The 21,996-nt window shown below is 61.3% G+C and carries 24 protein-coding genes; 3 read left to right on the forward strand and 21 right to left on the reverse strand.

Annotation, left to right across the window (positions count from 1 at the left end):
• Positions 1 to 5 precede the first annotated feature (5 nt).
• The gene (locus KYT97_RS05555) at positions 6 to 464 is read left to right on the forward strand and encodes a peroxiredoxin (protein WP_033231404.1); all 459 of its coding nucleotides are present in this window, start codon (positions 6 to 8) and stop codon (positions 462 to 464) included.
• 4 nt (positions 465 to 468) lie between these two features.
• On the opposite strand, the gene KYT97_RS05560 is transcribed toward KYT97_RS05555, so the two are convergent.
• On the reverse strand, positions 469 to 1,251 hold the full coding sequence (locus KYT97_RS05560) for a dioxygenase family protein (protein ID WP_219111885.1): 783 nt from the start codon (positions 1,249 to 1,251) through the stop codon (positions 469 to 471).
• 161 nt (positions 1,252 to 1,412) lie between these two features.
• Between KYT97_RS05560 and KYT97_RS05565 the strand changes: the two genes are divergently transcribed.
• Together KYT97_RS05565 and KYT97_RS05570 are read left to right on the forward strand one after the other, a co-directional pair.
• A complete protein-coding gene (locus KYT97_RS05565; protein WP_116101372.1) occupies positions 1,413 to 1,922 on the forward strand; it encodes a MarR family winged helix-turn-helix transcriptional regulator in 510 nt (169 codons plus the stop codon).
• Positions 1,923 to 1,974: 52 nt separating this feature from the next.
• Complete coding sequence (locus KYT97_RS05570) at positions 1,975 to 2,562, forward strand: TetR/AcrR family transcriptional regulator (protein ID WP_033230861.1); 588 nt, start codon at positions 1,975 to 1,977, stop codon at positions 2,560 to 2,562.
• A 7-nt stretch (positions 2,563 to 2,569) separates the two neighbouring features.
• On the opposite strand, the gene KYT97_RS05575 is transcribed toward KYT97_RS05570, so the two are convergent.
• The 20 genes from KYT97_RS05575 to KYT97_RS05670 all read right to left on the reverse strand — a co-directional run bounded on the left by KYT97_RS05575 (position 2,570) and on the right by KYT97_RS05670 (position 21,914).
• Positions 2,570 to 3,037 (reverse strand): hypothetical protein, encoded by a 468-nt coding sequence (locus KYT97_RS05575; RefSeq protein ID WP_219111886.1) that lies wholly within the window; start codon positions 3,035 to 3,037, stop codon positions 2,570 to 2,572.
• On the reverse strand, positions 3,034 to 3,564 hold the full coding sequence (locus KYT97_RS05580; RefSeq protein ID WP_233363913.1) for a hypothetical protein: 531 nt from the start codon (positions 3,562 to 3,564) through the stop codon (positions 3,034 to 3,036). Before KYT97_RS05580 ends, KYT97_RS05575 begins: the two co-directional genes overlap by 4 nt.
• Positions 3,531 to 4,829, reverse strand: coding sequence for an MCE family protein (locus tag KYT97_RS05585; protein WP_219111887.1), 1,299 nt, complete (start codon positions 4,827 to 4,829; stop codon positions 3,531 to 3,533). Before KYT97_RS05585 ends, KYT97_RS05580 begins: the two co-directional genes overlap by 34 nt.
• Positions 4,826 to 5,911: an MCE family protein gene (locus KYT97_RS05590; RefSeq protein ID WP_219111888.1), complete on the reverse strand. Its 1,086-nt coding sequence runs from the start codon at positions 5,909 to 5,911 to the stop codon at positions 4,826 to 4,828. The genes KYT97_RS05585 and KYT97_RS05590 overlap by 4 nt, the downstream gene beginning before the upstream one ends.
• Positions 5,908 to 7,128 (reverse strand): MCE family protein, encoded by a 1,221-nt coding sequence (locus tag KYT97_RS05595; RefSeq protein WP_219111889.1) that lies wholly within the window; start codon positions 7,126 to 7,128, stop codon positions 5,908 to 5,910. The genes KYT97_RS05590 and KYT97_RS05595 overlap by 4 nt, the downstream gene beginning before the upstream one ends.
• On the reverse strand, positions 7,128 to 8,150 hold the full coding sequence (locus KYT97_RS05600) for an MCE family protein (RefSeq protein WP_245006026.1): 1,023 nt from the start codon (positions 8,148 to 8,150) through the stop codon (positions 7,128 to 7,130). Before KYT97_RS05600 ends, KYT97_RS05595 begins: the two co-directional genes overlap by 1 nt.
• Positions 8,147 to 9,169 (reverse strand): MCE family protein, encoded by a 1,023-nt coding sequence (locus KYT97_RS05605; protein WP_219111890.1) that lies wholly within the window; start codon positions 9,167 to 9,169, stop codon positions 8,147 to 8,149. Before KYT97_RS05605 ends, KYT97_RS05600 begins: the two co-directional genes overlap by 4 nt.
• A complete protein-coding gene (locus tag KYT97_RS05610) occupies positions 9,166 to 10,335 on the reverse strand; it encodes an MCE family protein (protein ID WP_219111891.1) in 1,170 nt (389 codons plus the stop codon). Before KYT97_RS05610 ends, KYT97_RS05605 begins: the two co-directional genes overlap by 4 nt.
• Before the next feature lie 9 nt (positions 10,336 to 10,344).
• On the reverse strand, positions 10,345 to 11,196 hold the full coding sequence (locus tag KYT97_RS05615) for an MlaE family ABC transporter permease (protein ID WP_045071047.1): 852 nt from the start codon (positions 11,194 to 11,196) through the stop codon (positions 10,345 to 10,347).
• A 5-nt stretch (positions 11,197 to 11,201) separates the two neighbouring features.
• Positions 11,202 to 11,942: an MlaE family ABC transporter permease gene (locus KYT97_RS05620; RefSeq protein WP_045071049.1), complete on the reverse strand. Its 741-nt coding sequence runs from the start codon at positions 11,940 to 11,942 to the stop codon at positions 11,202 to 11,204.
• A gap of 36 nt (positions 11,943 to 11,978) precedes the next feature.
• Positions 11,979 to 13,232 carry a cytochrome P450 gene (locus KYT97_RS05625; protein ID WP_219111892.1) on the reverse strand — a complete coding sequence of 418 codons (1,254 nt, stop codon included), beginning with the start codon at positions 13,230 to 13,232 and terminating at the stop codon, positions 11,979 to 11,981.
• 47 nt (positions 13,233 to 13,279) lie between these two features.
• Positions 13,280 to 14,917 (reverse strand): acyl-CoA synthetase, encoded by a 1,638-nt coding sequence (locus KYT97_RS05630; protein WP_219111893.1) that lies wholly within the window; start codon positions 14,915 to 14,917, stop codon positions 13,280 to 13,282.
• A gap of 26 nt (positions 14,918 to 14,943) precedes the next feature.
• The gene (locus KYT97_RS05635; RefSeq protein WP_425332400.1) at positions 14,944 to 16,191 is read right to left on the reverse strand and encodes a hypothetical protein; all 1,248 of its coding nucleotides are present in this window, start codon (positions 16,189 to 16,191) and stop codon (positions 14,944 to 14,946) included.
• 5 nt (positions 16,192 to 16,196) lie between these two features.
• A complete protein-coding gene (locus tag KYT97_RS05640; protein WP_045070097.1) occupies positions 16,197 to 16,748 on the reverse strand; it encodes a Cif family virulence factor in 552 nt (183 codons plus the stop codon).
• A gap of 16 nt (positions 16,749 to 16,764) precedes the next feature.
• On the reverse strand, positions 16,765 to 16,959 hold the full coding sequence (locus tag KYT97_RS05645; RefSeq protein WP_045070099.1) for a ferredoxin: 195 nt from the start codon (positions 16,957 to 16,959) through the stop codon (positions 16,765 to 16,767).
• A 3-nt stretch (positions 16,960 to 16,962) separates the two neighbouring features.
• Positions 16,963 to 18,375: a cytochrome P450 gene (locus tag KYT97_RS05650; RefSeq protein WP_095886437.1), complete on the reverse strand. Its 1,413-nt coding sequence runs from the start codon at positions 18,373 to 18,375 to the stop codon at positions 16,963 to 16,965.
• Positions 18,372 to 19,178 (reverse strand): SDR family oxidoreductase, encoded by an 807-nt coding sequence (locus KYT97_RS05655; protein ID WP_095886438.1) that lies wholly within the window; start codon positions 19,176 to 19,178, stop codon positions 18,372 to 18,374. Before KYT97_RS05655 ends, KYT97_RS05650 begins: the two co-directional genes overlap by 4 nt.
• Positions 19,178 to 20,383 carry a cytochrome P450 gene (locus KYT97_RS05660; protein WP_219111895.1) on the reverse strand — a complete coding sequence of 402 codons (1,206 nt, stop codon included), beginning with the start codon at positions 20,381 to 20,383 and terminating at the stop codon, positions 19,178 to 19,180. The genes KYT97_RS05655 and KYT97_RS05660 overlap by 1 nt, the downstream gene beginning before the upstream one ends.
• On the reverse strand, positions 20,380 to 20,955 hold the full coding sequence (locus tag KYT97_RS05665; protein ID WP_141484394.1) for a TetR/AcrR family transcriptional regulator: 576 nt from the start codon (positions 20,953 to 20,955) through the stop codon (positions 20,380 to 20,382). The genes KYT97_RS05660 and KYT97_RS05665 overlap by 4 nt, the downstream gene beginning before the upstream one ends.
• Before the next feature lie 101 nt (positions 20,956 to 21,056).
• Complete coding sequence (locus tag KYT97_RS05670) at positions 21,057 to 21,914, reverse strand: mycofactocin-coupled SDR family oxidoreductase (protein ID WP_045070108.1); 858 nt, start codon at positions 21,912 to 21,914, stop codon at positions 21,057 to 21,059.
• Positions 21,915 to 21,996 lie beyond the last annotated feature (82 nt).

Here is a 21,996-nt window from a genome sequence, read left to right on the forward strand (position 1 = left end):
GCCGAATGAAACCAGGTCAGCTTGCTCCCGATTTCACCCTGCCCGATCAGGACGGAACACCCCGTTCGCTGACCAGCCTGCTGGAGAAGGGGCCACTGGTGCTGTTCTTCTATCCGGCAGCCTCAACGCCGGTGTGCACCGCGGAAGCGTGCCACTTCCGCGACCTCGGCAAGGATTTTGCAGCGGTAGGAGCCGCTCGCGCGGGCATCAGCACCGACACCGTCGAAGCGCAGTCGACGTTTGCCACTACCCAGTCCTTCGACTATCCCCTGCTCGCCGACACCGACGGCACCGTTGCCGAGCAGTTCGGCGTCAAACGCGGACTGCTCGGCAAGTTGATGCCGGTCAAACGTTCAACGTTCGTGATCGACACGGATCGAACCGTATTGAAGGTCATCTCGAGCGAATTCCGCGCGAGCACACATGGCGATCAGGCACTCGAGTTTCTCCGGAGTCGCACCTGACCCGCTACGCGACCTGAATCGAGCGCTTTGCGAGTCCCATCCAGAAACCGTCGATGACCTGGGTGGGCACCTGCTCAGGATCGGACGACGCACCGAGAGTCACGAACAGCGGCGCGAAGTGCTCGATGGTCGGGTGTGCGTACGGCATACCGGGAGCCTGTGCTCGGAAATCGATGAGCGAATCGACGTCGCCGGCTGCGAACCGCTCCCCGGCCCACGTGTCGAATTCGGCAGACCAACCTGGAGCCTTTGCCTCCGGCGACGGGTCACGCAGAAATGGCAGGCCATGGGTTGTAAATCCGGATCCCACGATCAACACGCCCTGCTCGCGCAGTGGACGCAACCGTCGGCCGAGGTCTAGCAGACGTTCGGGGTCCAAAGTCGGCAGGGAGATCTGCAGCACGGGGATGTCCGCATCCGGGTACATCACCGTCAACGGAACATAGGCGCCGTGATCGAGGCCACGATTGGGTTGCTGGACGACCTGCTCGTTATCTGGCATCAACGCTGCCACCTGCGTGGCCAGGTCCGGCGCCCCCGGCGAGTTGTACCGAGCCCGGTAAAACCGTTCGGGGAATCCACCGAAGTCGTAGATCAGCGGGGTTCCCGTTGTGGTCGATCCGATGGTCAGCGGCGCGGATTCCCAATGTGCCGACACGATCAAGATTGCCGTCGGCCGTGGCAGGTCACCGGCCCACGCGCCTAGTTGCTTCACCCAGAGAGCGCTGTCCACCAACGGCGGGGCACCGTGGCTGAGATACAGCGCGGGCATTGTGGCGGCGGACATAGCGGCTCCTCATGAGTTCACCGAATGGTCTTAAGTTGAAGGTTCAACCTAATATAGAACTCAACACTTGAAACGCGCAACTATTCCCTGCCTGCACCCACTGGACACTCGTCTGCAACCCTGTAGTGGTAGAACACAGCGCTTCGAAGGGGTACAGACCGATGAGTGGATCGAACGGCCAGGCCGAGTCGCCGGTTCAGACCAAGTGGCTCACCACCGAGCAACAGCAGGCCTGGCGCACCCTCATCTCCTTGGTAACCCGCCTACCAGCGGCTCTCGACACCCAGCTCCAACGCGACTGCGCACTAACCCATTTCGAGTACTTCGTGCTGTCGGCGCTGTCAGAAGTACCCGACCACAAGCTGCAACTCTCTCTACTGGCACAGCAAGCCAATGCGTCGCTGTCGCGCCTCTCCCACGTCGTCACGAAGATGGAGAAGGCCGGCTTGGTCAAGCGTGAAGTGATCCGCGGTAGCCGAGGCTCCAACGCGGTACTCACCGATGCCGGAATGGCCAAGGTCATCGAGGCATCGCCCGGCCACGTTCGGTTGGTCCAAGCCTTGGTGTTCGAAGGCCTCGACGACAGCCAGGTCGCACAACTCTCCGCCCTGAGCACCGCCATGGTCGACCAACTCGACAGAGGAATTGCCGGCGGACTCGGGAAAGCCTGACGGGACCCCCACACCGCGCACAACTTCCCCGGCTCCCGTAGTGTCTGGACACATGTCTGGTAAGGCCAACTTCGAGTCCACCCGCCGGCGCCTGTCGGGACAACAGGCCGAAACTGTCGATCGTTTGACCAAGGCAGCTGTTGCCATCCTGCGTACGCATGGGTTTTCCGCCCTGACCATTCGCATGGTCGCGGGCGAAGCTGGGGTCGCGCCGGCAACCGCGTACACCTACTTCTCGTCCAAGAGTCACCTTGTCGCAGAACTGTTCTGGCGACGCCTCGACGCGCTCCCTCACGAGGCCGACGCAGAGCAGGACCGCGAGAGTCAGGTCTGTTCGGTCCTGCGCAGTGTCGCACTCCTGGTGTCCGATGAACCGGAACTCGCCGCCGCAGTCACCACCGCGATGATGGCCGACGACCCGGACGTCGAACATCTCCGCGCCCGGATCGGGAAGAACATTCGCGAACGCCTGGTCGAGGCATTGGGACCGGAACACGACGCCGACGTCCTCGAAGCCCTTGAAATCGCCTGGTCAGGCGCATTGGTGCGAGCTGGAATGGGATACGAGTCCTACTCGCAGATCGCGGATCGCCTCGAGATCACCGCAAGGCTGATCATGGCGGGCCACGACAACAGCTGAGCAGAACTCAGATCGGTGTCAGCTCACTCACCAACCACCGGTCATCGACGCGTTCGACGGTGACCTTCACGCGACTCGAACTCGACGCCGGAGCAGGCTGCGCAAAACTGGTGGTGATCTGATCGACGAACATCAGCAATTCGACGCGATCGAACATGGCACCGAGCAACCCGACATCCACAACCCGGGCGCTGGTACTGATTCCTTGCGCTTTCGATTGGGGCGCAACAGTTGTCGCAGCAAACGCGACGAATTCGTCCTTGAACGTTCCGGTGGCTGCGCCAGCCCCGGCCGCGAGGTCGCTGTCCACCATTTCACTGGTGTACGTAAGCAAGTCCTCCACCAATGCAGGTGCCGTTGCAATCGCATCCGCTCTCGCCGACTCGAGTGCATCGCCGTCGCGGCGAATCCACAGCAGGGCGCACGCGGCAATTGCGAGAACCGCAACCAGCACGACAGAGATCGCCCGCCTCACGGCACGAACTCCACACTCGACATCAGAATTTTCCCGTCGACGTCCTCGACACCGATGCGCAGTCGATATGTCCGCGACGTCGTGTCGCCCGCAGAATTGGCGACCTCCGCAGACGCCGCAATCAGTACTAATCCCGACGTCGCCGTCTCCGACGACAGTGCAGCAGCATCGATCCTTGCGTCGGAGTTGACAGATGCGGAACGTATCGCGTTGACGAACCCCGACTGATCGCCAACCAACTCCTCTGCGAACTCGCCCGTGCTGAGCGCTCGCAGTTGGGCCACATCCTCGTCCACGGTATCGACGTGAATGTCGACCAATGCCAGCGCTCCCGCCGACGCCCCGTCCACCAGTTCCTGCCGATGAGCGTCCCGGGCATTGTCGCCCCGCATCGACATAGCGCCGGTCACCACCACTGCTGCCAAACCTGCAATCACCACCGCGACAAGCACGCGTCCGCGCGTGGTTACATGCCGCGAAACATCCTCGGTTGTCAGGGATTCGGTGTCGTCAACAACTGCTGCCACGAATCCCCCTTACCGATATCGGTGTGCCCGTATGCAATCCCGTCCGGCCCGGTGTACAACTCGTCGGGAGCGTTGGTTCCCGACGGCACGTACGGTTCCGGGCTCCGGCACGTCACCGGGTCCGGCGCCCGCTTGCCCGGAACTTCCATACACGGAATGTTCCGCGAACCGCGCACGGCAAAAACCGAATCCGCCGGCACCTTGCAGAACAGATCGGGCGGAGTGTCCGGAACACTGGTCACCGTGGGGTCGCGGCGCTGATCCGCCGGTAGGTATCCGGTGGAGCAGGCCGCCGGGTCTTGAGCCTGCAGATGGAAATTGACGTTGGCGGCTCCGTCCGCCTGGCCGCGTTGTACAACGGTCTCCTGAGCCGCAACAAGCGGCGGCAGTATGACCAGTACCTGTTCGAGTGACGCGTTGTAGGTGAGCGCAACTTGCCCGGCACTGGTCAGGTTGGCCAGGAGAATCGGCAGGGTCGGACGCAGATCCTGGAACAAGAGCTCCGCCTCGGTGGCGAACCCTGGCCCGGTGTCGATGATGTTGCGAATAGTGCCGTCCGCGATTTCCAATTGCCCGCTCAGCCGGGCGACGCTCGACGCCCACAATCGGATTTGATCCCCCGTGACAACTTGGGTCTCGAGGAGCGGGGCGAGTTGTTGCACAAGAGTTGTCGCGGGAGTAGTGGCGTCGGACAACTGATCTACAAAGGACGCGGTCGAATCCAGCAGTCTCGCAAGATCTTCGCCGCCACCGGCAAACGCAGCTGCAGACTCGTCGATCACCGCGCGCAGTTTGTCCTGTGGGACGGAGGCGAGCAACGCCTGCGCTTGATCGAGAACGGGTCCGATCTCCTGAGATATCACCACAGACTCGGTGTCGATCACGTCGCCGTCGGCCAGAAACGGGCCGTCAGAGGTGGTCGGCTGCAGATCGACGTACTGCTCGCCTATCGCCGATACGCTGCGCACAGCCGCCACCAGCTCGGTACTGGGTACGGGAACTGAACTCTGCAAGGACAATTCGGCTTTCACGACGTCGGGGTGGAGCTGCACCGATCGGACTTGACCGATGGTGTCGCCTCGGTACGTCACATTCGCATTGCGGTACAGGCCACCGGCGTTGGGCAGTTCCAGCGTCACTGTGTATCGCCCGATACCCAGCATCGTGGGAACACGGAGGTACGCGATCGCGGCCACCGTCATACCGAGCACGGCAAGGATCGCAAAGATCACCAACTGCCGGCGAACAAGCTTGGTGAGGATCATCGTCCTCCCTCCCCTGCATTGCCCGTTGCATTCAGCGGCGCGGTCATCGGGTCGACCGGCCCGCCGCCTATTTGCGGAGCACCGAACGGGGTGCCGAAACCGAGTCCGGACTGTAATCGGTTGGTGGTCAGGTCGATCAGCGCCCACAGATTGGTGTAGTCGCCGCGCATCCCGTCATCGATGGTGGTCTGGGGGAACGGGAAGGTGCTCAGGTTTCCGAGATTGTTGATCAGATCCGGACCTGCCGCGACAACCTGCTGCAATGTCGGCTCGAGTGCCGCAAGATTTGCGCTCAGATCATCTCGCGTGCGGTTGACCAGGTCGGTGCCGACGTCTCCGAATCGGCCCACCGAATCGAGTGCGGTGGTCAGGGTAATGCGCTGATCTTCCAGTTCCGCCAAGGCTGGAGCCAGCACGTCGAGCGCCTTCCCCAGTACGTCGCGTTGGGCGTTGATTTCCCCCGCAAACACATCCAGGTTCTCCATCGTGGTCACCATGGCGATGCGTTGCCGGTCCAGGGTCTCGGTCAACGTGTCCATCTGCGCGAGTAAGTCACGTGCTGATACGGTGCGTCCGCCGAGTGCATTGTTCAGTTCGGTGGTGATGGTGTGAATTTGCGCGAGTCCGCCGCCGTTGAGCACTATGGACAGCGCTGTCAGAGTTTCCTCCGTAGTCGGGTACACGCCCGCCGACGCCAGAGGAATGAGCGAGCCCTCGGCGAGCGTCCCTTCCGGTTCGACACCGACCGGCGGTGCCAGGGCAACATGCTTGGAACCCAGCAGGCTGGTCTGTCCGATTTTCGCGGTGGAATTAGCCGGCAACACCACCGAACCATCCAGGGACACTGTCACTTTCGCGTGCCAATTGTCGGAGGCGATGGCACTGATAGTGCCGACGGTCACATCGTTCACCATTACCGGGGAGTTGGGACTGATCGACGTGACGTCCGGCATCTCGATGACCACGGAAAAACTGTCGGCGCCGCGCCCCGCAGCACCGGGCAACGGCACCGAATTCAGGCCGTTCCACCCGCAGCCGGACACGAGCACAACAACACCGACGCAACAGATTCTCCGGATCATCGTGTCCCCACCTCCGGCATCAGCAACTGACCCAGCCCTGCGGGAACACTCACGCTCGGCAGGGAGGGAGCCGGCTTCAGATCCGGTTCGCTGTACACCAACTGATCCGGCGCCGCACCAAGCGCACGGGTCGGATTGATGTTCAGATCCGGATAGTTCGCTCTGATGGTGTTCAGGTACGGTCCGAGGTACTCGGCACACAATTCCGCACCCTTCGCAGAGGTTTCGTTTGCCAGTCCCGCGATACCGCCGCAGATGAAGTCGATGGGATTGCCGATGTTCTGGAAGGCAGGCACCCCGACCATCGCGCCTTGGGCCGGGCGGTACACGTTGTAGTAATTGGACAAGGCCGTCGGCGCCAGATGCAGAAGCTTTTCGATCCCATCGCGTTTGTCCACCAGCACCTGGGAGACATCGGCCAATGTGTTCACCTGTTCGGTGAGCCCGCTGCGATTCTGTTCGACAAATCGGTGGACATCACCGATCGCCGCATCCAGATCAACCAGAGCTGGTGCCAATTGTGTCCGGCTGTCTGCCAACAGGCCTGTCACTGTTGCCAGACGTCCCTGAAAGCTCACTATCTGTTCGTTGCTTGCCGCCAACGCCGTGGTGAAAGTCTGCAGTCCCCGGATCGTTCCGAAAAGATCGCCACCTCCCTCGTTCAGAGTGCTCATGGCCGAAGACAGTTCCGTGATCGAACGTCCTAACGCCTCACCGTTCCCACTCAAAGCCGTGCCTGCGGCATCGAGGAATTCGGCCGCTGACCCGCGGGTGCCCTCGGACGGCCCCAATGCATCTGCCGCCCGGCCCAATTGCTCCTTGATCTGGTCCCATTCCACGGGCACCGCGGTTCGCTCGATTCCGATCTCCGCTCCCTCGGCCAACGCGTCTCCCCCGTCCTCCGTCAATGCCGGCGTCAGCTGGACGAACCTGGCCGAGACCAATGACTGAGCAACGATCACCGCGTGTGCGTCCGCTGCGACAGGGACGGATCGGGCGAGTTCGAGTTCGACCCGCATCTTGTCCCCCTGCGGACTTATCGAGGTGACCTTGCCGACGTCGACGCCCACAACACGGACGTCGTCGCCGACGTAGAGTCCCGTCGTCGACGCAAAATAGGCCGTCACCGAGTAGTACCGAAAGTGTTGTACGACAAAATATCCCGCCACCGCCACCGCGAGTACCCCGACCGCGGCGACAATACGTTTCGCGACCATCAGCGAACCTCCGGTATCGGTAGCGGCGCAGGCGGAAGCCCGACAATCGCGTTGATCAACGGTTGGGTGTACTGGGCGGGAAGAAGGTTCTGAATGTACGAGTAGTAGAACGGTCCGCTCGCGACGGTATCGCCGAGCGTCCCCACGTACGTTCCGAGTCCGTCGATGCCCTGGGCCAGGTTGTCCTTGTTCTTCTGGAGTATCCCGAGCACCGTGTCGAGCTTGTTCAGCACCGGGCCCAGTTGTGCTTCGTTGTCGTGTACCAACCCACTGAGTTGAGTGGAGACAGCCGAGATGTCGGTGATGACGTTGCCCAACGCATCCTGCCTGCGGACCAGTTCACCAAGGAGAGCATTGCCGTCGACAAGAAGCGCGTTGACCTGCGGTCCCCGGTCCGCGAGGAGACCGGCCACGTGATTCGCATCTGCGAGCAGAAGCTTCAGTGTCTCGTCGCGGCGGTTGATGCTGTCCGACAGGCGGGCTACCCCGTCGAGGGCGGGCCGCAAGGAAGGCGCGCTGTCCGTCATCACTGCACCAACCTCCTCCAACGACGCCGACAACTGGTCGAGGTTGATGTCCTCGACCGTGGTAGTGAGGTCGCCGAGTACGTCGGGCAACGAATACGCCGATCGGGTGCGTTCGAGTGGGATCTGTCCGCCGACGGGAATCCGTCCACTTCCATCCAGGTCGAGCGATAGCGCACGTTTACCGAGCAGGGACATAGTGGTGATCGCCGCCGACGTACTCTCACCGAGAGTGACGGAACCGTCGAGCGTGAAATCAACTCGAGCACGGCCTTTTTCGACAGCGATGCCATCGACGGTACCGATCTTCACCCCGGCCGCGTTTACCTCGTCACCGGCAGCCACACCACTCGCGTCGTTGAACACTGCGCTGTAGCTCACCCCGTTTTTCACGAACTGCAGATCCTGATACTGCAGAGACGCCAGCACCACCGACGCGGTCATCACCATCCCCACAACGCCTACTCGCACGGCCTGCTTCTGCGCCATCTCTCTCATCGTGGTGCGCACCTTCCGGTCGTCTGGTCGATCAGGTCGACCGTCATCGGTTTGCCGTCAGCCCCGTCGACTTTGAGCGCGATACCGCAGAGATAGAAGTTGAAGAAGGACCCGTAGGCACCAACTCGGATCAGTTGCCGATAGTTCGACGGCATCGACGCGAGGATTCGATCGAGCTCGCCTTGTTGCTCGACCAAAGGGTCCAAGCTCTGGTCGAGTTGCGACAGTGTGCCACTGATGTCGGGCCTGACCCCGGCCAGGAGATCTGCGAAAGTTTGTGCAGCGGTATCGATGCTCGTCACCGAAGCCCCGATCAGTTCCTTGTCCGACGCGAGTCCGCTGACCAGTTGTTGCAGATGGTCGAGTGTGTCGGTGAACTGTCCGCCTCGCCCACGTAATTCACTCAATACGCCGTCAAGATTGTTGATGACCCGGCCGATGAGCACATCACGGTCGGCAAGTGTGTTGGTGATCGATCCGGTATGTGCGAGCACCGACGCCACTGTCCCCGACTGCCCTTGAAATACCTCGAGCAGCGACAGGGACAGCGCGTTGACCTGGGTCGGGTCGAGCGCCTGGAACAACGGTTTGAAGCCACCGAGCAGCGCGTCGAGGTCCAGCGCCGGCGCAGTCCTGGTGGTGGGGATGATTGCACCTGCGGCCATAGGTTGCGCGGCGCCGGGACTGTCGAGCAATTCGAGATAGCGGTTGCCCACGAGGTCCTGATAGCGCACCGCCGCCCGGGTCTGCTCCGTCAGAGTCTCCACTGAATCAACGCTGAATTTCACGTGAGCAAGGTGGTCGTCACCGAATTCGACGGCGCTCACCGTTCCAACAGGCACCCCGGCGATCCGTACCTTGTCGCCGGATTTCAGCCCGGACACATTGACGAATTGGGCTGCGTAACTGTGCTCGTCGCCTCCTCGCATCTGCCCGAAGACCAGCACGAGCCCAGCATTGACCAGCAACATCACCGCCACGAAGATGCCGAATTTGATGCCGTAGCCGCGCCGCATCATCGAATCGCCGTTCCGAACAGGTAACTGAGCAGGTTCGGCATGTCGTTTATCGGCTGGCCGCCATTCCACTGACGTTCCGGTTCGAAAGGATTCACACCCGTGTCCGTCACCAGGTAGGGCGCGTTGACATTCGGATCGCGCAACGGAAGGCCCATGCACTGCGGTCCGCCGGTTGCCGCGACCTTCGGGAGATCGTCAGGATAGCGATACGGCTCGGTGCCTGCGATCAATCCGATCGACATCTTGATTCCCGGCTGCCCGTTGTACGCGCCGTCGCCGATTGCCTTGCTCTCCTCGAGGCCATGGAACATGCATGGAATCACCGGCGAGTACTCTTCAAGAAGTTCGGTGGTTGGGCGCATGAGCGACAGGACGGTGTCGACACCGTCGGTATTTGCCCCGAGGACATCTTCTCCGGTGCGCGCCAACCCGATGACGTTCAGTAGCAGCAGATCCAGATTCTCTTGCTCGTCGAGGACGGTGGTGCCGGTGACAGTGAGCGAGCCGAGGGTGTCCATCAGATCCAGCACAGCCGCCCGATATGTCCCGGACACTACCGGAAGGTCTGTGAGAACCTCGTCGAAAGCGGCACCGGCACTGTTGAATTCGGCCAGCGACGCGTCGGCCTTCCCGAGTGCGACGCCTAACCTCTCCCCGCGACCTTGCAACGCGGTGGAAATCGCCCCAAGCGTCTGATCGAGTTTTCCGGGATCAACTGTCCGCAGGACGGCCGTCAACTTCTCGAACACGGTATCGATTTCGACGGTCACGTGATTCGCGTCGATGGTGGCGCCAGCGGTCAATCGCTCGCCGCTCGGATCCGCAGGCGCCGACATACTGACGAACTTTGCGCCGAAGGCGGTGTTCGAGGTGATCGCGACATCGACGTTGGCGGGAATCGACTCGAGTGCATCGGGATCGAGAAGGATGGACAACGTCGCGGTGGAATCGTCGGCCGGCGCGATCGACTCGACGGACCCGACGGTGACACCGGCCATCTTCACTCGCGCACCCGGATCCATCACAAGGCCGGCCCGCTCGGCAACAATTGTTATCGGAACGCGGGTGGTGAACGACTGATTGAACGACGCGACCGCCAGCGCCACGACGGCAACAATCGCGCACGTCAAGCCTACTGCCGCAAGCTTGTATCCGTATCTCTCCACTCGCTCTCCCTATCCGGACAAGTTGAAGTTGCCGGAACCGCCGTACAGCGCCAGCGAGACCAGAAGGGTCACCGCCACAACACAAATCAGTGACAGACGGACGCCGCGCCCGACAGCTGTGCCCACCCCCGAGGGTCCGCCTACAGCGCTGTAGCCGTAGTACGTGTGAATCAGCATGACCAGCAACGCCATCACCAGTACCTGCACGAAGGACCAGGCGACGTCGACCGGATCGAGAAAGGTGGTGAAGTAGTGGTCGTAGAGCCCGGACGATTGACCGAACAGCACCACCGTGGTGAAACGTCCCGCGAGGAACGATCCGACGAGCGCCAACGAGTACAGCGGCAGAATGGCGAGCATCCCGGCCACGATGCGCGTACTCACCACGTACGGAACAGAACTGATCGCCATCGCTTCGAGTGCGTCGATTTCTTCACTGATGCGCATCGCACCGATCTGCGCCGTCGAGCCGGCGCCGATGGTTGCGGACAGCCCGATTCCCGCGATGACCGGCGCGGCGATGCGCACGTTGATGAACGCGGAGAAGAACCCGGTGAGTGCCTCGACACCGATGTTTCCGAGCGAACTGAAACCTTGAATCGCGATGGTTCCGCCTGATGCCAGCGTCAGGAACCCGACAACGGCGACGGTGCCGCCGATCAATGCCAACGCACCTGTTCCCATGCTGATCTCGGCGACCAGACGCAAGACTTCTTTCGGGTGTTTGCGCAGCGCCCAGGGAATGAAGGCAATAGCTCTGACGAAGAAAACCGCTTGCCGTCCGACATCGTCGACGGACCGCGACACACGTGCCATCCGCGCTCGGGTCGCCCCGAATTTTCCGAGTTCCGCCAGTGCCACGCCGCTCACCCCGCCGTCAGCCTGATGCCCACCGCGGTCACGATGGTATTGACCACGAAGAGCGCCATGAACGCGTAGACCACTGTCTCGTTGACAGCCTCGCCAACACCTTTCGGACCGCCACGGACGGACAGTCCCCGGTAACACGCAACCAGTCCGGCGAGCATGCCGAACAGTGCGGCCTTCACCATCGACAAGGCAACTTCGGGTAATCCGGTGAGCAACGTGATGCCGTCGACAAACGCACCGGGATTCACGCCTTGGAGGAACACCGAGAAGATGTAGCCGCCGGTGATGCCGATGACGCACACAAGTCCGTTGAGCAGCAACGCAACCACCGTCGACGCGACAACCCGGGGAATCACCAGCCGATTGATCGGATCGATCCCGAGCACTTCCATCGCGTCGATCTCCTCGCGAATGGTCCGCGAACCGAGATCTGCGGCAATGGCGGTGGCGCCGGCGCCCGCCACGATGAGGACAGTGACCACTGGCCCGACCTGGGTGACGGCGCCGAGTGCCGCCCCGGCTCCGCTGAGGTCGGCAGCACCGATCTCGCGCAGCAGTATGTTGAGAGTGAAGCTCACCAGAACCGTGAACGGCACTGCCACCAGAACCGTCGGTACCAGCGACACCCGCGCGATCATCCAACTCTGTTCGAGAAACTCCTGCACCTGAAAGCGTGTGCGTACCAGTCCCACCGCAACATCGGCACCCATTTTGTAGAACTGACCGAGTTGACGCATCGGCGCTGCCAGCGAGACCCGCCCGGTGTACACGGTTCAGTGCTCCACGGGACACGAGGCGTTGTTGCCGTAATCGACCCTGAATTCCTTGATCCCGTTGATCCACCCTGATGCCAACCGGCTGGGATCACCAAGTTTGCTGATGTCCGGCATGTGGTCGGCGATCTTGTTGAAAATCAGGTCGATCTCCATCCGGGCCAGGTTGGCGCCGACGCAGTAGTGTGGCCCGGTACCACCAAAAGCCAAGTGCGGATTGGGATCACGAAAAATGTCGAATACGTCCGGGTTCTCGAACGCAGATTCGTCGAAGTTCGCCGATCCATACAGGAGCACAACACGCTGCCCCTTCTTGATCGGAGTTCCGGCAATCTGAGTGTCCACCAACGCCGTACGTTGGAATGACGTCAGCGGCGACGCCCAGCGAATGATCTCGTCGGCCGCCGTGCGTGGACGCTCACGCTTGTACAGTTCCCATTGATCCGGGTACGCCAGGAACGCCATCATCCCGAGTGTTGTTGCATTGCGTGTTGTCTCGTTGCCCGCAACCGCCAACATGATGACGAAGAAGCCGAACTGTTCCGGCGTGAGAGCCTCACCGTCCACGTTCGCCTGGACCAATCGCGAAATGATGTCGTCGAGCGGTTCGTCGCGACGAGCCTCGGCAAGCTGATACGCGTACCCGAGTATCTGCGCCGACGCCATTCTGGACTCCCCGGCCATGGATTCGTCGTCGTATCCGGTCATCTGATTCGACCATTCGTAGAGCTGGCGTCGGGCCTCCTGCGGAACTCCGATGAGGTCCGAGATCGCCTGCATCGGTAGCTCACTGGCAACCTGCTGGACAAAATCACCGGTACCCGACGCCGCCGCGGCTTTCGCAATCTCTTCGGCTCTCTCTTCGAGCCCGGCTCGCATCGCTTCGACGGACCTGGGTGTGAACAATCGCGCCACCAACTTGCGCAACTGGGTATGTTCGGGCGCGTCCTTGTTGATCAGAACGTATTTACTGACTTCCAACTCTTCGGCGGTGATGTTGTCTTCATGGCGTGGGACGCACCCGTTGACGTTGTTGGAGAACTCCTCCGAACGCAGCGACACGTCACGCACGTCGGCGTGCCGCGACACTACCCAGGCGCCACCGTCGTGGAAACCGCCGGTTCCCGGTTCCTGCGCGTTCCACCACACCGGAGCGCAGCGGCGTAGTTCCGCGAACTCGGCAAGGGGAACGCGCTTGCCGTACATCTGGGGGTCGGTGACATCGAAGCCGTCGGGAAGGTTCAGCTCGGGCATTTCGGTTGCTCCTGTTACAGGCAAGGCGCCGCGCGCGCCGAGGCGGACTAATCGATGCGGTGAACCGGCTCCTGACCGAGGGCGTACTCCTTCGCCCAGCGGTAGTCGGGTTTTCCGCTTGGCGCTCGCACCACCTCGGACGCAATCCAGAACGCACGCGGAATCTTGTACCCGGCAAGCTGGCTCCGAGTGTGTTTCTCGATCGACTCGAAATCCGGAACAACACCATCGCGCACCCGGACCACGGCCGAGACTCGACTTCCCCAGCGTTCGTCCGGCAGCCCGATGACGGTGGCGTCGTAGATATCCGGATGGGCCTTGACGACGGCCTCGACCTCTTCGACGAATACTTTCTCGCCGCCGGTATTGACCACCATGTTGCCCCGGCCGAGCAGCGTGATGGAACCGTCGTCCTCGATCCGGGCGCGGTCTCCGGTGACCACTGCCCGTCCGCCGTCCACCGTTCGGAAGATTTCCGTCGACTTCACCGGATCCTTGTAGTAGCCGAGTGGGACGTTGCCGAGTTTTGCCAGCCACCCCTCGTCGCCGGAACCCGGTGGCAGAATCCGGTTGTCATCGTCGACTACCACCGTGAACCGGTTGGAACCCACCCTAGGTCCACCGTGCTGCTTCAACCCTTTGGCTGCGAATCCGATACCGCCGAAGCCTGTTTCGGAAGAGCCCACCGAGTCGGAGATCATCAGATTCGGGAACACCTCGAAGAAGGCGTCCTTCACCGAACCGGAGAACAGCGCCGCCCCGGACGCGAGAACCGCCAAGCTGGACGCATCTGGTTGTAGTTCGCGGTGCGCTTCCACCAAAGGCCGCCCCATTGCGTCACCGGTGATCACCATGACCTGTGGCCGGTATTCGGCAACAACTTTCCAGACGTGTGCCGCATCGAACCGTGGTTCGAAGATCACGGTGTTGCCCGAGAACAGTGCGTTGAACGTCGGCATCAAGGCCGACGTGTGGATGAGCGGTGGCAGCATGCACCATCGCATAGGTTCTGCAGCCGCTGCGCCGCCACGGGATTGTTGGTACTCGTCGGCAATCGGCTCACCGGTGTAGAAATCATAGCCTCCGGCCAGAACTCGCCAGATGTCCTCTTGACGCCACACCACGCCCTTGGGTCGTCCGGTGGTTCCGCCCGTGTAGAGAATGTACGGGTCGTCTCCGCTCCGCTCGTCGAACGCGTCACTACCGGTGCGTTCCGGAGATTGCGGCGACAGCGCGTTCTCGTACGCGACCGCGCCTGGCACGGGCGGTTCGGCACCCGATGCAAGCTCGTCCGGCACCACCACAGCGTGCTTCACCCGAGGCGTGGATTCCAGGGCCTCGGCGACGCGAGCGGAGTACCCCCGATGGAACACGAGTGCCTCGAGATCGGCGTTGTCGTAGAGGTACACCAACTCGTCGGTGGTGTACCGATAGTTCACGGTGATCGGAACGGCGCGAACCTTGAACGACGCGAGGACCGCAACCATCGTCTCGATCGAATTGTGCATCTGAATTCCGATATGGGTGCCGTGCCCGAAACCCAACGACAGGAAATGATGTGCCAGACGGTTGGCCCGCGAGTCGAGTTCGCGGTACGTCACTTCCTCCCCCGACACGATCAGCGCTCGTCGATCAGGCATCGCATCGACGGAATGCTCGAAAAGGTCTGCAAACGTGTAGGCCATGAACGATCCTTTTCAGGGTCAGCCACTCAAACCACGAAGAGAGGCAACGGAATTCCACGATCTTCGAAAGCAAATGCTGCGCCGCTGCTCACTTTGGTGATGGCGACCTCGACACATTCCGGCGCAGCCTCCGCCGTCGTATCGACCGTGATCAAAAGCCCGGCCTCGGAATCGTCGAGCACCCGGGCTGTGAAATGTGGATTCACGCCGCGTACCAGTGCCTGAAGCGGATCCAGATGCTCACCGTCGATCAGAGTGGGCCAGCCACCGTCGGCGTCAACCAGGCCGGTCCGCGAAATCAAGATCTCGAGACTCTCTCCATCCCAGCGAATTTCACGCTCGACATATTGCCTCGGATTGAGCAACGGATGTAGCTCCAGCACCACCGACAGGCCTTCCAGATCCGGCGGCAGACCCAATGCGTCGCGGATGCGCTGCGAAGCGACGCCTGCAATTCCGGTGAGTTGTTTGAGCGTAATTTCTCGGGCTTTGTCCGCACTACTGCGCCCGCGCACCGCGAGCAGAAACCCCAGCGCAAGTAGGTGGTGTTGCAGGCACACTTCCTGCGCGATACGAACCAGCGCTGACTGGGAGAAGTCGGAGAAACGCAGATCCGAGAGCAGCGGTCCCGAGTAGTCGGCCGCCCCGTCGTCGCTGCCGTCGATCGGACTCAACTCAACCGACACCGCAGCAGTCCGGCCGATCTGCTCGGTGTGGGCCGTCATGACCGGCGGGACATGCGACGGGTCGATTACGACTGTCCACGCACAGTGTGGGTGCCTGTCAGCAGGTTTGCGCGGCGGCCGATGGATCGGACGGATCTGCGCATGCGCATTGGTTGCTATCGCCGTCGCGTCGAACGTCGGGTCTTCGATGTCATGACACATGGTGGTGACAAACTCGTCCCCCAGCGGTTCGACGTCGGTCAGAGCGCCACAATGGTCGAGCCAGAACTCACCGTGTTGCGGGTCGTCGACGCGATAGCGGAAATCCATGAACTGCGGCGGGGCCCCGATGTCGAGTTGCAGTCCTTTGAAAATGGTCACGACGTCGTCACCCTCGTACCGCAGCGCCTTCTGCATCCGGCGGGTGTACCAAGGACTGGCGGATTCCCACTCCGCGATCGCAACCTCCGCCATGCCTTCGCGCCCGTACTCCACGATCAGGTGCGCCATCCCGGATCTGTCGATCAGCTGACCACAGAGCAGGAGTTCTGGCACCAACACAGCAAGGTCGCCGCGCGAGAGCGTCTCGAAGGACCCACCGACAGTCACCGGACTCACCACAGTGGAACCGGCGAGGTACCCGCGCGATACCAGCCTGGGAGTGGTTCGCCGGAGATCGATCGCTGAATGCGTGCCTGCATACCTTTGGACAGCGCGTTGTTCTGGATCATCTCCATGAACAGTGCCGAGACGTTTCCGAAGTCGAAGAAGTCACGCTGCCAGGACCATTGGAAATTTCCGCCGTACCGGAACCAACTACCGCCGATGCCGTAGACGGAGTAGTTACTGCCGTCGTCTCGTTTGGCGTCGGAGATCTGTTTCCACAGTCCGATGACGTTGCCACTGCGCTCGTCGATCACAAAGTCCTGATAGGGATACTCCCAGCCTTCGAGGCCGTTCATCTCGAGACCTAGCGCGACGGTGCGGATCTCTTCCCGACCGATCGCCATGAAATCCTGTTTGGGGCCGTAGTTCCAGCCGTAGGTCGCGTCCTCGGTGTACATGTCCGCCAACGGCTTCCAGTCGCCGGCGGCCTCGGCCTTCTTGTTCGCGTCAATCCAGCGTTGCACCATGTCGTCGAGCTCGGCGCGGTCGAATCCGGTCATGTGAACCTCTCCCTGGTCAGTCCTCGACAATTTTCAGTGCGCCTGTCGGGCAGTAACGCACTGCCATTTCCACCTCGTGTCGCTGCTCGTCCGGCAGCGGCTGATCGGACACTTCGACCTTGCCCCTTTTCGGAACCACAAAAACGTCCGGCGCTTCCAATTCGCATGCGGCGTGGCCCTGACACAGATCCAGGTCGACTTCGACACGCATGACTCACGCTCCCCTGCCAGTATCGGATCGACTGCCTGTACCGGTTCTCCGCCGATATCTGACCGAGCACGGCTGCTCCAATTGCACGACCATCTTGCTGTGATCGTTGCGATAGCTTTCCGACGGTTGGGTCATCTCGAATTCGTAGTCGCGCAGCAGAATCGAAAAGATCGCCTTGAGCTGCATTTGGGCAAACGCCGCGCCGACGCACCGATGCCTGCCCGCTCCGAACGGAATCCACGTCCATCGATTGACGATGTCTTCCTGACGTGGATCGATGTAGCGGCCAGGATCGAATTCGTCGGGATTCGGAAAGTCTTCGGGAATGCGATTGGAAATTGCCGGGGTGGCCGCCACCAGGTCACCTTCGCGAATCTCGAAACCACCCACCTCGAAGTCCCCCCGCGCCACCCGCAGCAAGATAATCAGCGGCGGATGCAGTCGCAGTGTTTCCTTCACCACGGCTTCGAGAATCGGGATCTGGCGCAGGGCATGAAAACTGATGTCGGCACCGTCTGCGTACAAACTGTCGAGTTCCTCGACGACGTCGGCCATGACGACGGGATGGCGTAGCAATTCGATCAACGACCACGCCGCCGTCCCGGATGTCGTGTGGTGACCGGCAAACATCATCGAAATGAAAATTCCGGTGATCTCGTCCGCACTGAAGCGCAGCTCACCGTTCTCGTCCTTGACCGAAACCAGGATGTCGAGCATGTCCCGGTCGTCCTTGCCATGGGGAGGATTCGCAATCCGCCCGTTCATGATCTCCTGAACCAGCGCAACCAAAGCCAGTCTCGCTTCGTCGCGTCGGCGAAAGCTCTCGATCGGCGCATACGGATCGACAAAGGCAAGCGCGTCGGTGCCCTGTTCCAGTTCGTGATAGAGCTTGGCAAAACTGTCGTCGAGTTCGTCGCGGAATTTCTTTCCGATCAGGCAGGCCGACGACGTGTAGATGGTCAACTCGGCGAAGAAATCGAGCAGATCAATCTCGCCCTCGTCGCCCCACTCTGCCACCAACGCTTCGACTTCCGTGCCGATTGTCGAAGCATGGCCTTTCATCTGCTCGCCGCGCAGTGCCGAGTTGTGCAGCATTTCCTTGCGCCGCTCAGGACTGGCGTCGAACACCACCCCCTCACCGAAGATCGGCTTCATGAACGGGTACGCAGCTTGCTGGTCGAGGTCCTCGTCAGTCGAACGGAAGAAGAATTCGTTTGCCTCGGCGCCGGACAGCAGGATCACCGTGCGATCGGCTAGTTGGAAGGCTCCCACGTCGCCGCACTCGTCGCGGACCCGGCGCATCAATGCGATCGGATCGGTACGCAGTTCTTCGAGATGACCGTGTTCGAGTTCGCCGCCGGACACCCGCGGGGGCTGCGGCAGCGTGCGCGGATTCTCCTGTACGCCGTGAGTCATGTCGTCTCCTGCGAAGTGTGAGTAGGACGAGGATTGAGTGGAGCTTCCGGCTGAACCTCCACCAGAACGAGGTGCGCACCTCGGGGAGCGGTCACGACGGCAACGATGGCGTTTGCGATATCGGACGGCCGCAGCATGTAGCCGTGTCGCGCGAAGCCCCACCTGGCCCACGATTCGCCGACGGGGCCGATGATCTCCGGCGTCGTGTCCATTCCCATCCCGGTCAACGTCGGTCCAGGCCTCACGATCGAGGCGCGAATGCCCGTGCCTTCGAGTTCCATTCGCATCTGACGCCCCATTGCTTCGAGACCGGCTTTCGACGCGTCGTAAGCACCCATGAGCGGACGTTGCCGGTCGGCGCAATCCGAACCGATCAGCACAAAATCACCCCGTTGCCGCTCCCTCATACCGGGCAGGATTCGGTGAGCGAGCCGTTGTGCACCGACAAGATGGACCTCGACCTGACGCAAGAACCGTTCGGGTTCCATTTGATCGGCGGCACCGAATTCGAGATCACCGGCACCCGATACGACGATTTCCACCGGCCCCATCGCTTTTTCGGCGGCAGTGACACACGCATCCACCGAACTGCCGTCAGTGACGTCGAGGAAATGTGCCATGGCTTCGCCGCCGTTGCTGCGGATCTTTTCGGCAATCGCCTCGCACTCGGCTTCCCGCCTCGCTCCGAGGACGACTGGGTGACCGAGTTCCGCCAGGGCATAGGCCGCCGCGGTGCCGATACCCGACGATGCGCCGCTGATCAAAGCGGTCCGCCGGGCCGGATTGGGTTCGAAACGAGGCATCAGCGCACCTGCACCTTCACCGGCAGGGCCGCGAAACCCCGCACATTTGTCGAATGGACTCTCTCGATACCCGCCTCGTCCACCTCGTAATCGCGCACGTGGCGGGCAAATTCGGCAAGAGCGATCTTCGCTTCGAGACGCGCCAGGTGAGCACCGAGGCAAAAGTGAACGCCCGCACCGAAACTCGCCAACTTGTTGCCAGAATTACGTCCGAGGCGAAACGCGTCTGCATCGTCGAAGACATCCGGATCTCGATTGGCCGAACCGATCAGGAGCAGCATCTTCTCCCCCGCCGGAACGGTAGTGCCGTAGTACTCGAGATCGACAGTGGTCGTGCGAGCCACGATCTGACTCGACGTGTCGTAGCGCAGCGTTTCGTCCACCCACTCCGCTGACAGATCCGGATCACGAAGAACCTCCGCAATCTCGTTGGGATTGTGCGAGCCCCAGTACAGGGCGTTTCCGAGAAGTTTGGTGGTGGTTTCGTTTCCGGCAACGACCATCAGAAACATGAAGCCCAGAATCTCGGCATCCGACAGTTTGTCTCCGTCGATTTCGGCATCGAGCAGCGCTGATGTCAAGTCGCCGGTTGGTGAACGACGACGCTCGGCGATCATGTCCTTGTAGTAGTTCATGAGGCTGATCGATGCTTCCACGGCCGCTGGCGGTACGTCGAGGACGCCGTCTTCGCGGTGCACCACCAGATCTGCTTTTCTCCGCAGTTCCGCGCGGTCCGGTTCGGGAACGCCCATCAACTCGGAGATCACGTCCATCGGCAATTTGCCGGCCACTTCGGATATCCAGTCGAATTCCCCGGTGGCAAGTGCCGGAGTCAGGTGCGCCGTGGTGAGCTCGAGTATCCGCGAGTCCAGTTCGGCAACACGGCGGGGTGTGAAACCGCGAGACACCAACTGCCGCAGACGCATATGCCGCGGATCGTCCATGGCAAGAAAGGACATCACGTAGTGCGCATGGGGCCCGTATGCTGCCGGGTCGAGCGAAACCCCGTTTGCACTCGAGAGTCGCTTGTTGTCCTTGAATGCACTCAGAACGTCCGAATACCGTGACAGCGCCCAGAATCCGACGTCGTCGTTGTGGTAGATCGGAGCTTCATTCCGCAATCGCGCGTAGGTCGGATACGGGTCTTCGTGAAAATGGTAGTCGTACGGATTGAACACCACCGGTTCGATCAATGCTTCGGTCATGGATGCTCCAAGATCAGTCGTGCGGAAGCCTCCAGGCGTCCGGCAATGTACTCGTAAGTCCCATATCCCATTCCGGCCCGCAAAAGTGCTCCGGCATACAGCATTTCAATTGCCTCGATCCGATGTGGATTAACTACCGGATCCATTGCCGCGACCAGCCTGCTGTGAATCTCGAATCCGATCCGGTCGCGAAGGTGCTCAACCTCAGGATCGGTTCCCAGCAATGCATTGGTCACGGCCGCCGACACCTGCGGTTCGTCGGCCAGCAGCAACGCAATGTTGCGCAGTACGGCCAACACTCGGGCGGTGGGGTCCGAACCGGTGCCGTCCGAGTTCGGGAACGCTCGCAACCGGCGCCAGAAGACCTCGGCAACAAGATGCTCCTTCGACGAGAAGTAGGTATAGGCGGTTGCTGCTCCCACCCCGGCCTCGGCAGCGACGGCGCGCACAGTCAAACCGGAATATTCATGCTCACGGAGCACGACAACGGCAGCTTCGGTGAGCTTGGAGACGGTGTCTGCCTGCTTACCGTTGAGGCGTCGGCGAGTCGATTCGTAACCATGACTGGACACATGTCTGGACGTTACTACAGGTACCTGTCCAGGGCAACGAATTCGAGATTTCAGTGTTCAGAAGCAAGTCATCCACGCCGGTCACAGCCGAAAATCGCACCTTAGAGGCCGATCTTCATGCCGGCGCCCGCATCAACCCGAAGCTGCTGACCAGTGACAAATCGCGACTCGTCCGACGACAAATACACGACCGCGTGCGAGATGTCCTCCGGTTCCACCCACGGCGTCGGCATCGCCTGCATGAAAGGAAACGTCACAGCGGCATCTTCCGCGGTCGGGTTTTCCAAATCCGGACGAAAGGTCCGATACATGGGCAAGCTCTGCAGCATGTTCGTGTTCACATTGGTCGGATGGATCGCATTGACCCGAATCGAACTCGGCCCCAGTGTCAATGCCAACGACATGGTGTACGTCTGAATCATCTTCTTGGCCAAGCCGTATCCGTCACCGCCAGGCCCTTGCAGCGCCTGTTGACCGTTGAATCCGGTCTGCGGAACCAGGCCGGCCACGGACCCGATAGCAATGATCGATCCGCCCTCCCCCAGGTATTCCAAACCCGCATGGACGGTGTTCACGACGCCGAGAAAGTTCACGTCGAACGCGTCGACGAAGCCGGAATTGGAGACATGCTTACCCAGCGGACAGATCCCGGCATTGGCAACAACCACATGTAACCCGCCGAGCGTTTCCACGCCCTCTGCCAGGGCTTCTTCGACGCCGGCCCGATCTCGAACGTCCACCCTCGCTGCGACAACGCGGCGCCCGGTTTCCTTGACCAGCCTCGCGGTCTCATCCAAATCGTCTCGAGTGGCCAGCGGGTACTCATTGGTTGCGATGTCGGCGCAGATGTCGAACGCTATGACGTCCGCACCTTCCTGAGCCAGACGCACCGCATGACTGCGCCCCTGGCCACGGGCGGCGCCCGTCACCAGGACAACTTTTCCAGCAACTCTGTTCATCGGCCTACTCCTGCACTCGGATCGACACACGAAGGGAACCGCCCAGGCCCACAGCAGGGCACCGGATCGGGGATATCTGGTG

Source organism: Rhodococcus globerulus (genome assembly GCF_019334125.1).
Lineage (GTDB): Bacteria > Actinomycetota > Actinomycetes > Mycobacteriales > Mycobacteriaceae > Rhodococcus_F > Rhodococcus_F globerula.

Excerpts from the sequence above, each read along its gene's own strand:
- KYT97_RS05585 (WP_219111887.1), bottom strand. The coding sequence starts at position 4,829 with ATGATCCTCACCAAGCTTGTTCGCCGGCAGTTGGTGATCTTTGCGATC.
- KYT97_RS05640 (WP_045070097.1), bottom strand. The coding sequence starts at position 16,748 with ATGACCGGATTCGACCGCGCCGAGCTCGACGACATGGTGCAACGCTGG.
- KYT97_RS05560 (WP_219111885.1), bottom strand. The coding sequence starts at position 1,251 with ATGTCCGCCGCCACAATGCCCGCGCTGTATCTCAGCCACGGTGCCCCG.
- KYT97_RS05645 (WP_045070099.1), bottom strand. The coding sequence starts at position 16,959 with ATGCGTGTCGAAGTCGACCTGGATCTGTGTCAGGGCCACGCCGCATGC.
- KYT97_RS05625 (WP_219111892.1), bottom strand. The coding sequence starts at position 13,232 with ATGCCCGAGCTGAACCTTCCCGACGGCTTCGATGTCACCGACCCCCAG.
- KYT97_RS05650 (WP_095886437.1), bottom strand. The coding sequence starts at position 18,375 with ATGACTCACGGCGTACAGGAGAATCCGCGCACGCTGCCGCAGCCCCCG.
- KYT97_RS05565 (WP_116101372.1), top strand. The coding sequence starts at position 1,413 with ATGAGTGGATCGAACGGCCAGGCCGAGTCGCCGGTTCAGACCAAGTGG.
- KYT97_RS05655 (WP_095886438.1), bottom strand. The coding sequence starts at position 19,178 with ATGCCTCGTTTCGAACCCAATCCGGCCCGGCGGACCGCTTTGATCAGC.
- KYT97_RS05595 (WP_219111889.1), bottom strand. The coding sequence starts at position 7,128 with ATGGTCGCGAAACGTATTGTCGCCGCGGTCGGGGTACTCGCGGTGGCG.
- KYT97_RS05605 (WP_219111890.1), bottom strand. The coding sequence starts at position 9,169 with ATGATGCGGCGCGGCTACGGCATCAAATTCGGCATCTTCGTGGCGGTG.
- KYT97_RS05670 (WP_045070108.1), bottom strand. The coding sequence starts at position 21,914 with ATGAACAGAGTTGCTGGAAAAGTTGTCCTGGTGACGGGCGCCGCCCGT.
- KYT97_RS05600 (WP_245006026.1), bottom strand. The coding sequence starts at position 8,150 with ATGAGAGAGATGGCGCAGAAGCAGGCCGTGCGAGTAGGCGTTGTGGGG.
- KYT97_RS05555 (WP_033231404.1), top strand. The coding sequence starts at position 6 with ATGAAACCAGGTCAGCTTGCTCCCGATTTCACCCTGCCCGATCAGGAC.
- KYT97_RS05620 (WP_045071049.1), bottom strand. The coding sequence starts at position 11,942 with ATGCGTCAACTCGGTCAGTTCTACAAAATGGGTGCCGATGTTGCGGTG.
- KYT97_RS05660 (WP_219111895.1), bottom strand. The coding sequence starts at position 20,383 with ATGACCGAAGCATTGATCGAACCGGTGGTGTTCAATCCGTACGACTAC.
- KYT97_RS05590 (WP_219111888.1), bottom strand. The coding sequence starts at position 5,911 with ATGATCCGGAGAATCTGTTGCGTCGGTGTTGTTGTGCTCGTGTCCGGC.
- KYT97_RS05630 (WP_219111893.1), bottom strand. The coding sequence starts at position 14,917 with ATGGCCTACACGTTTGCAGACCTTTTCGAGCATTCCGTCGATGCGATG.
- KYT97_RS05570 (WP_033230861.1), top strand. The coding sequence starts at position 1,975 with ATGTCTGGTAAGGCCAACTTCGAGTCCACCCGCCGGCGCCTGTCGGGA.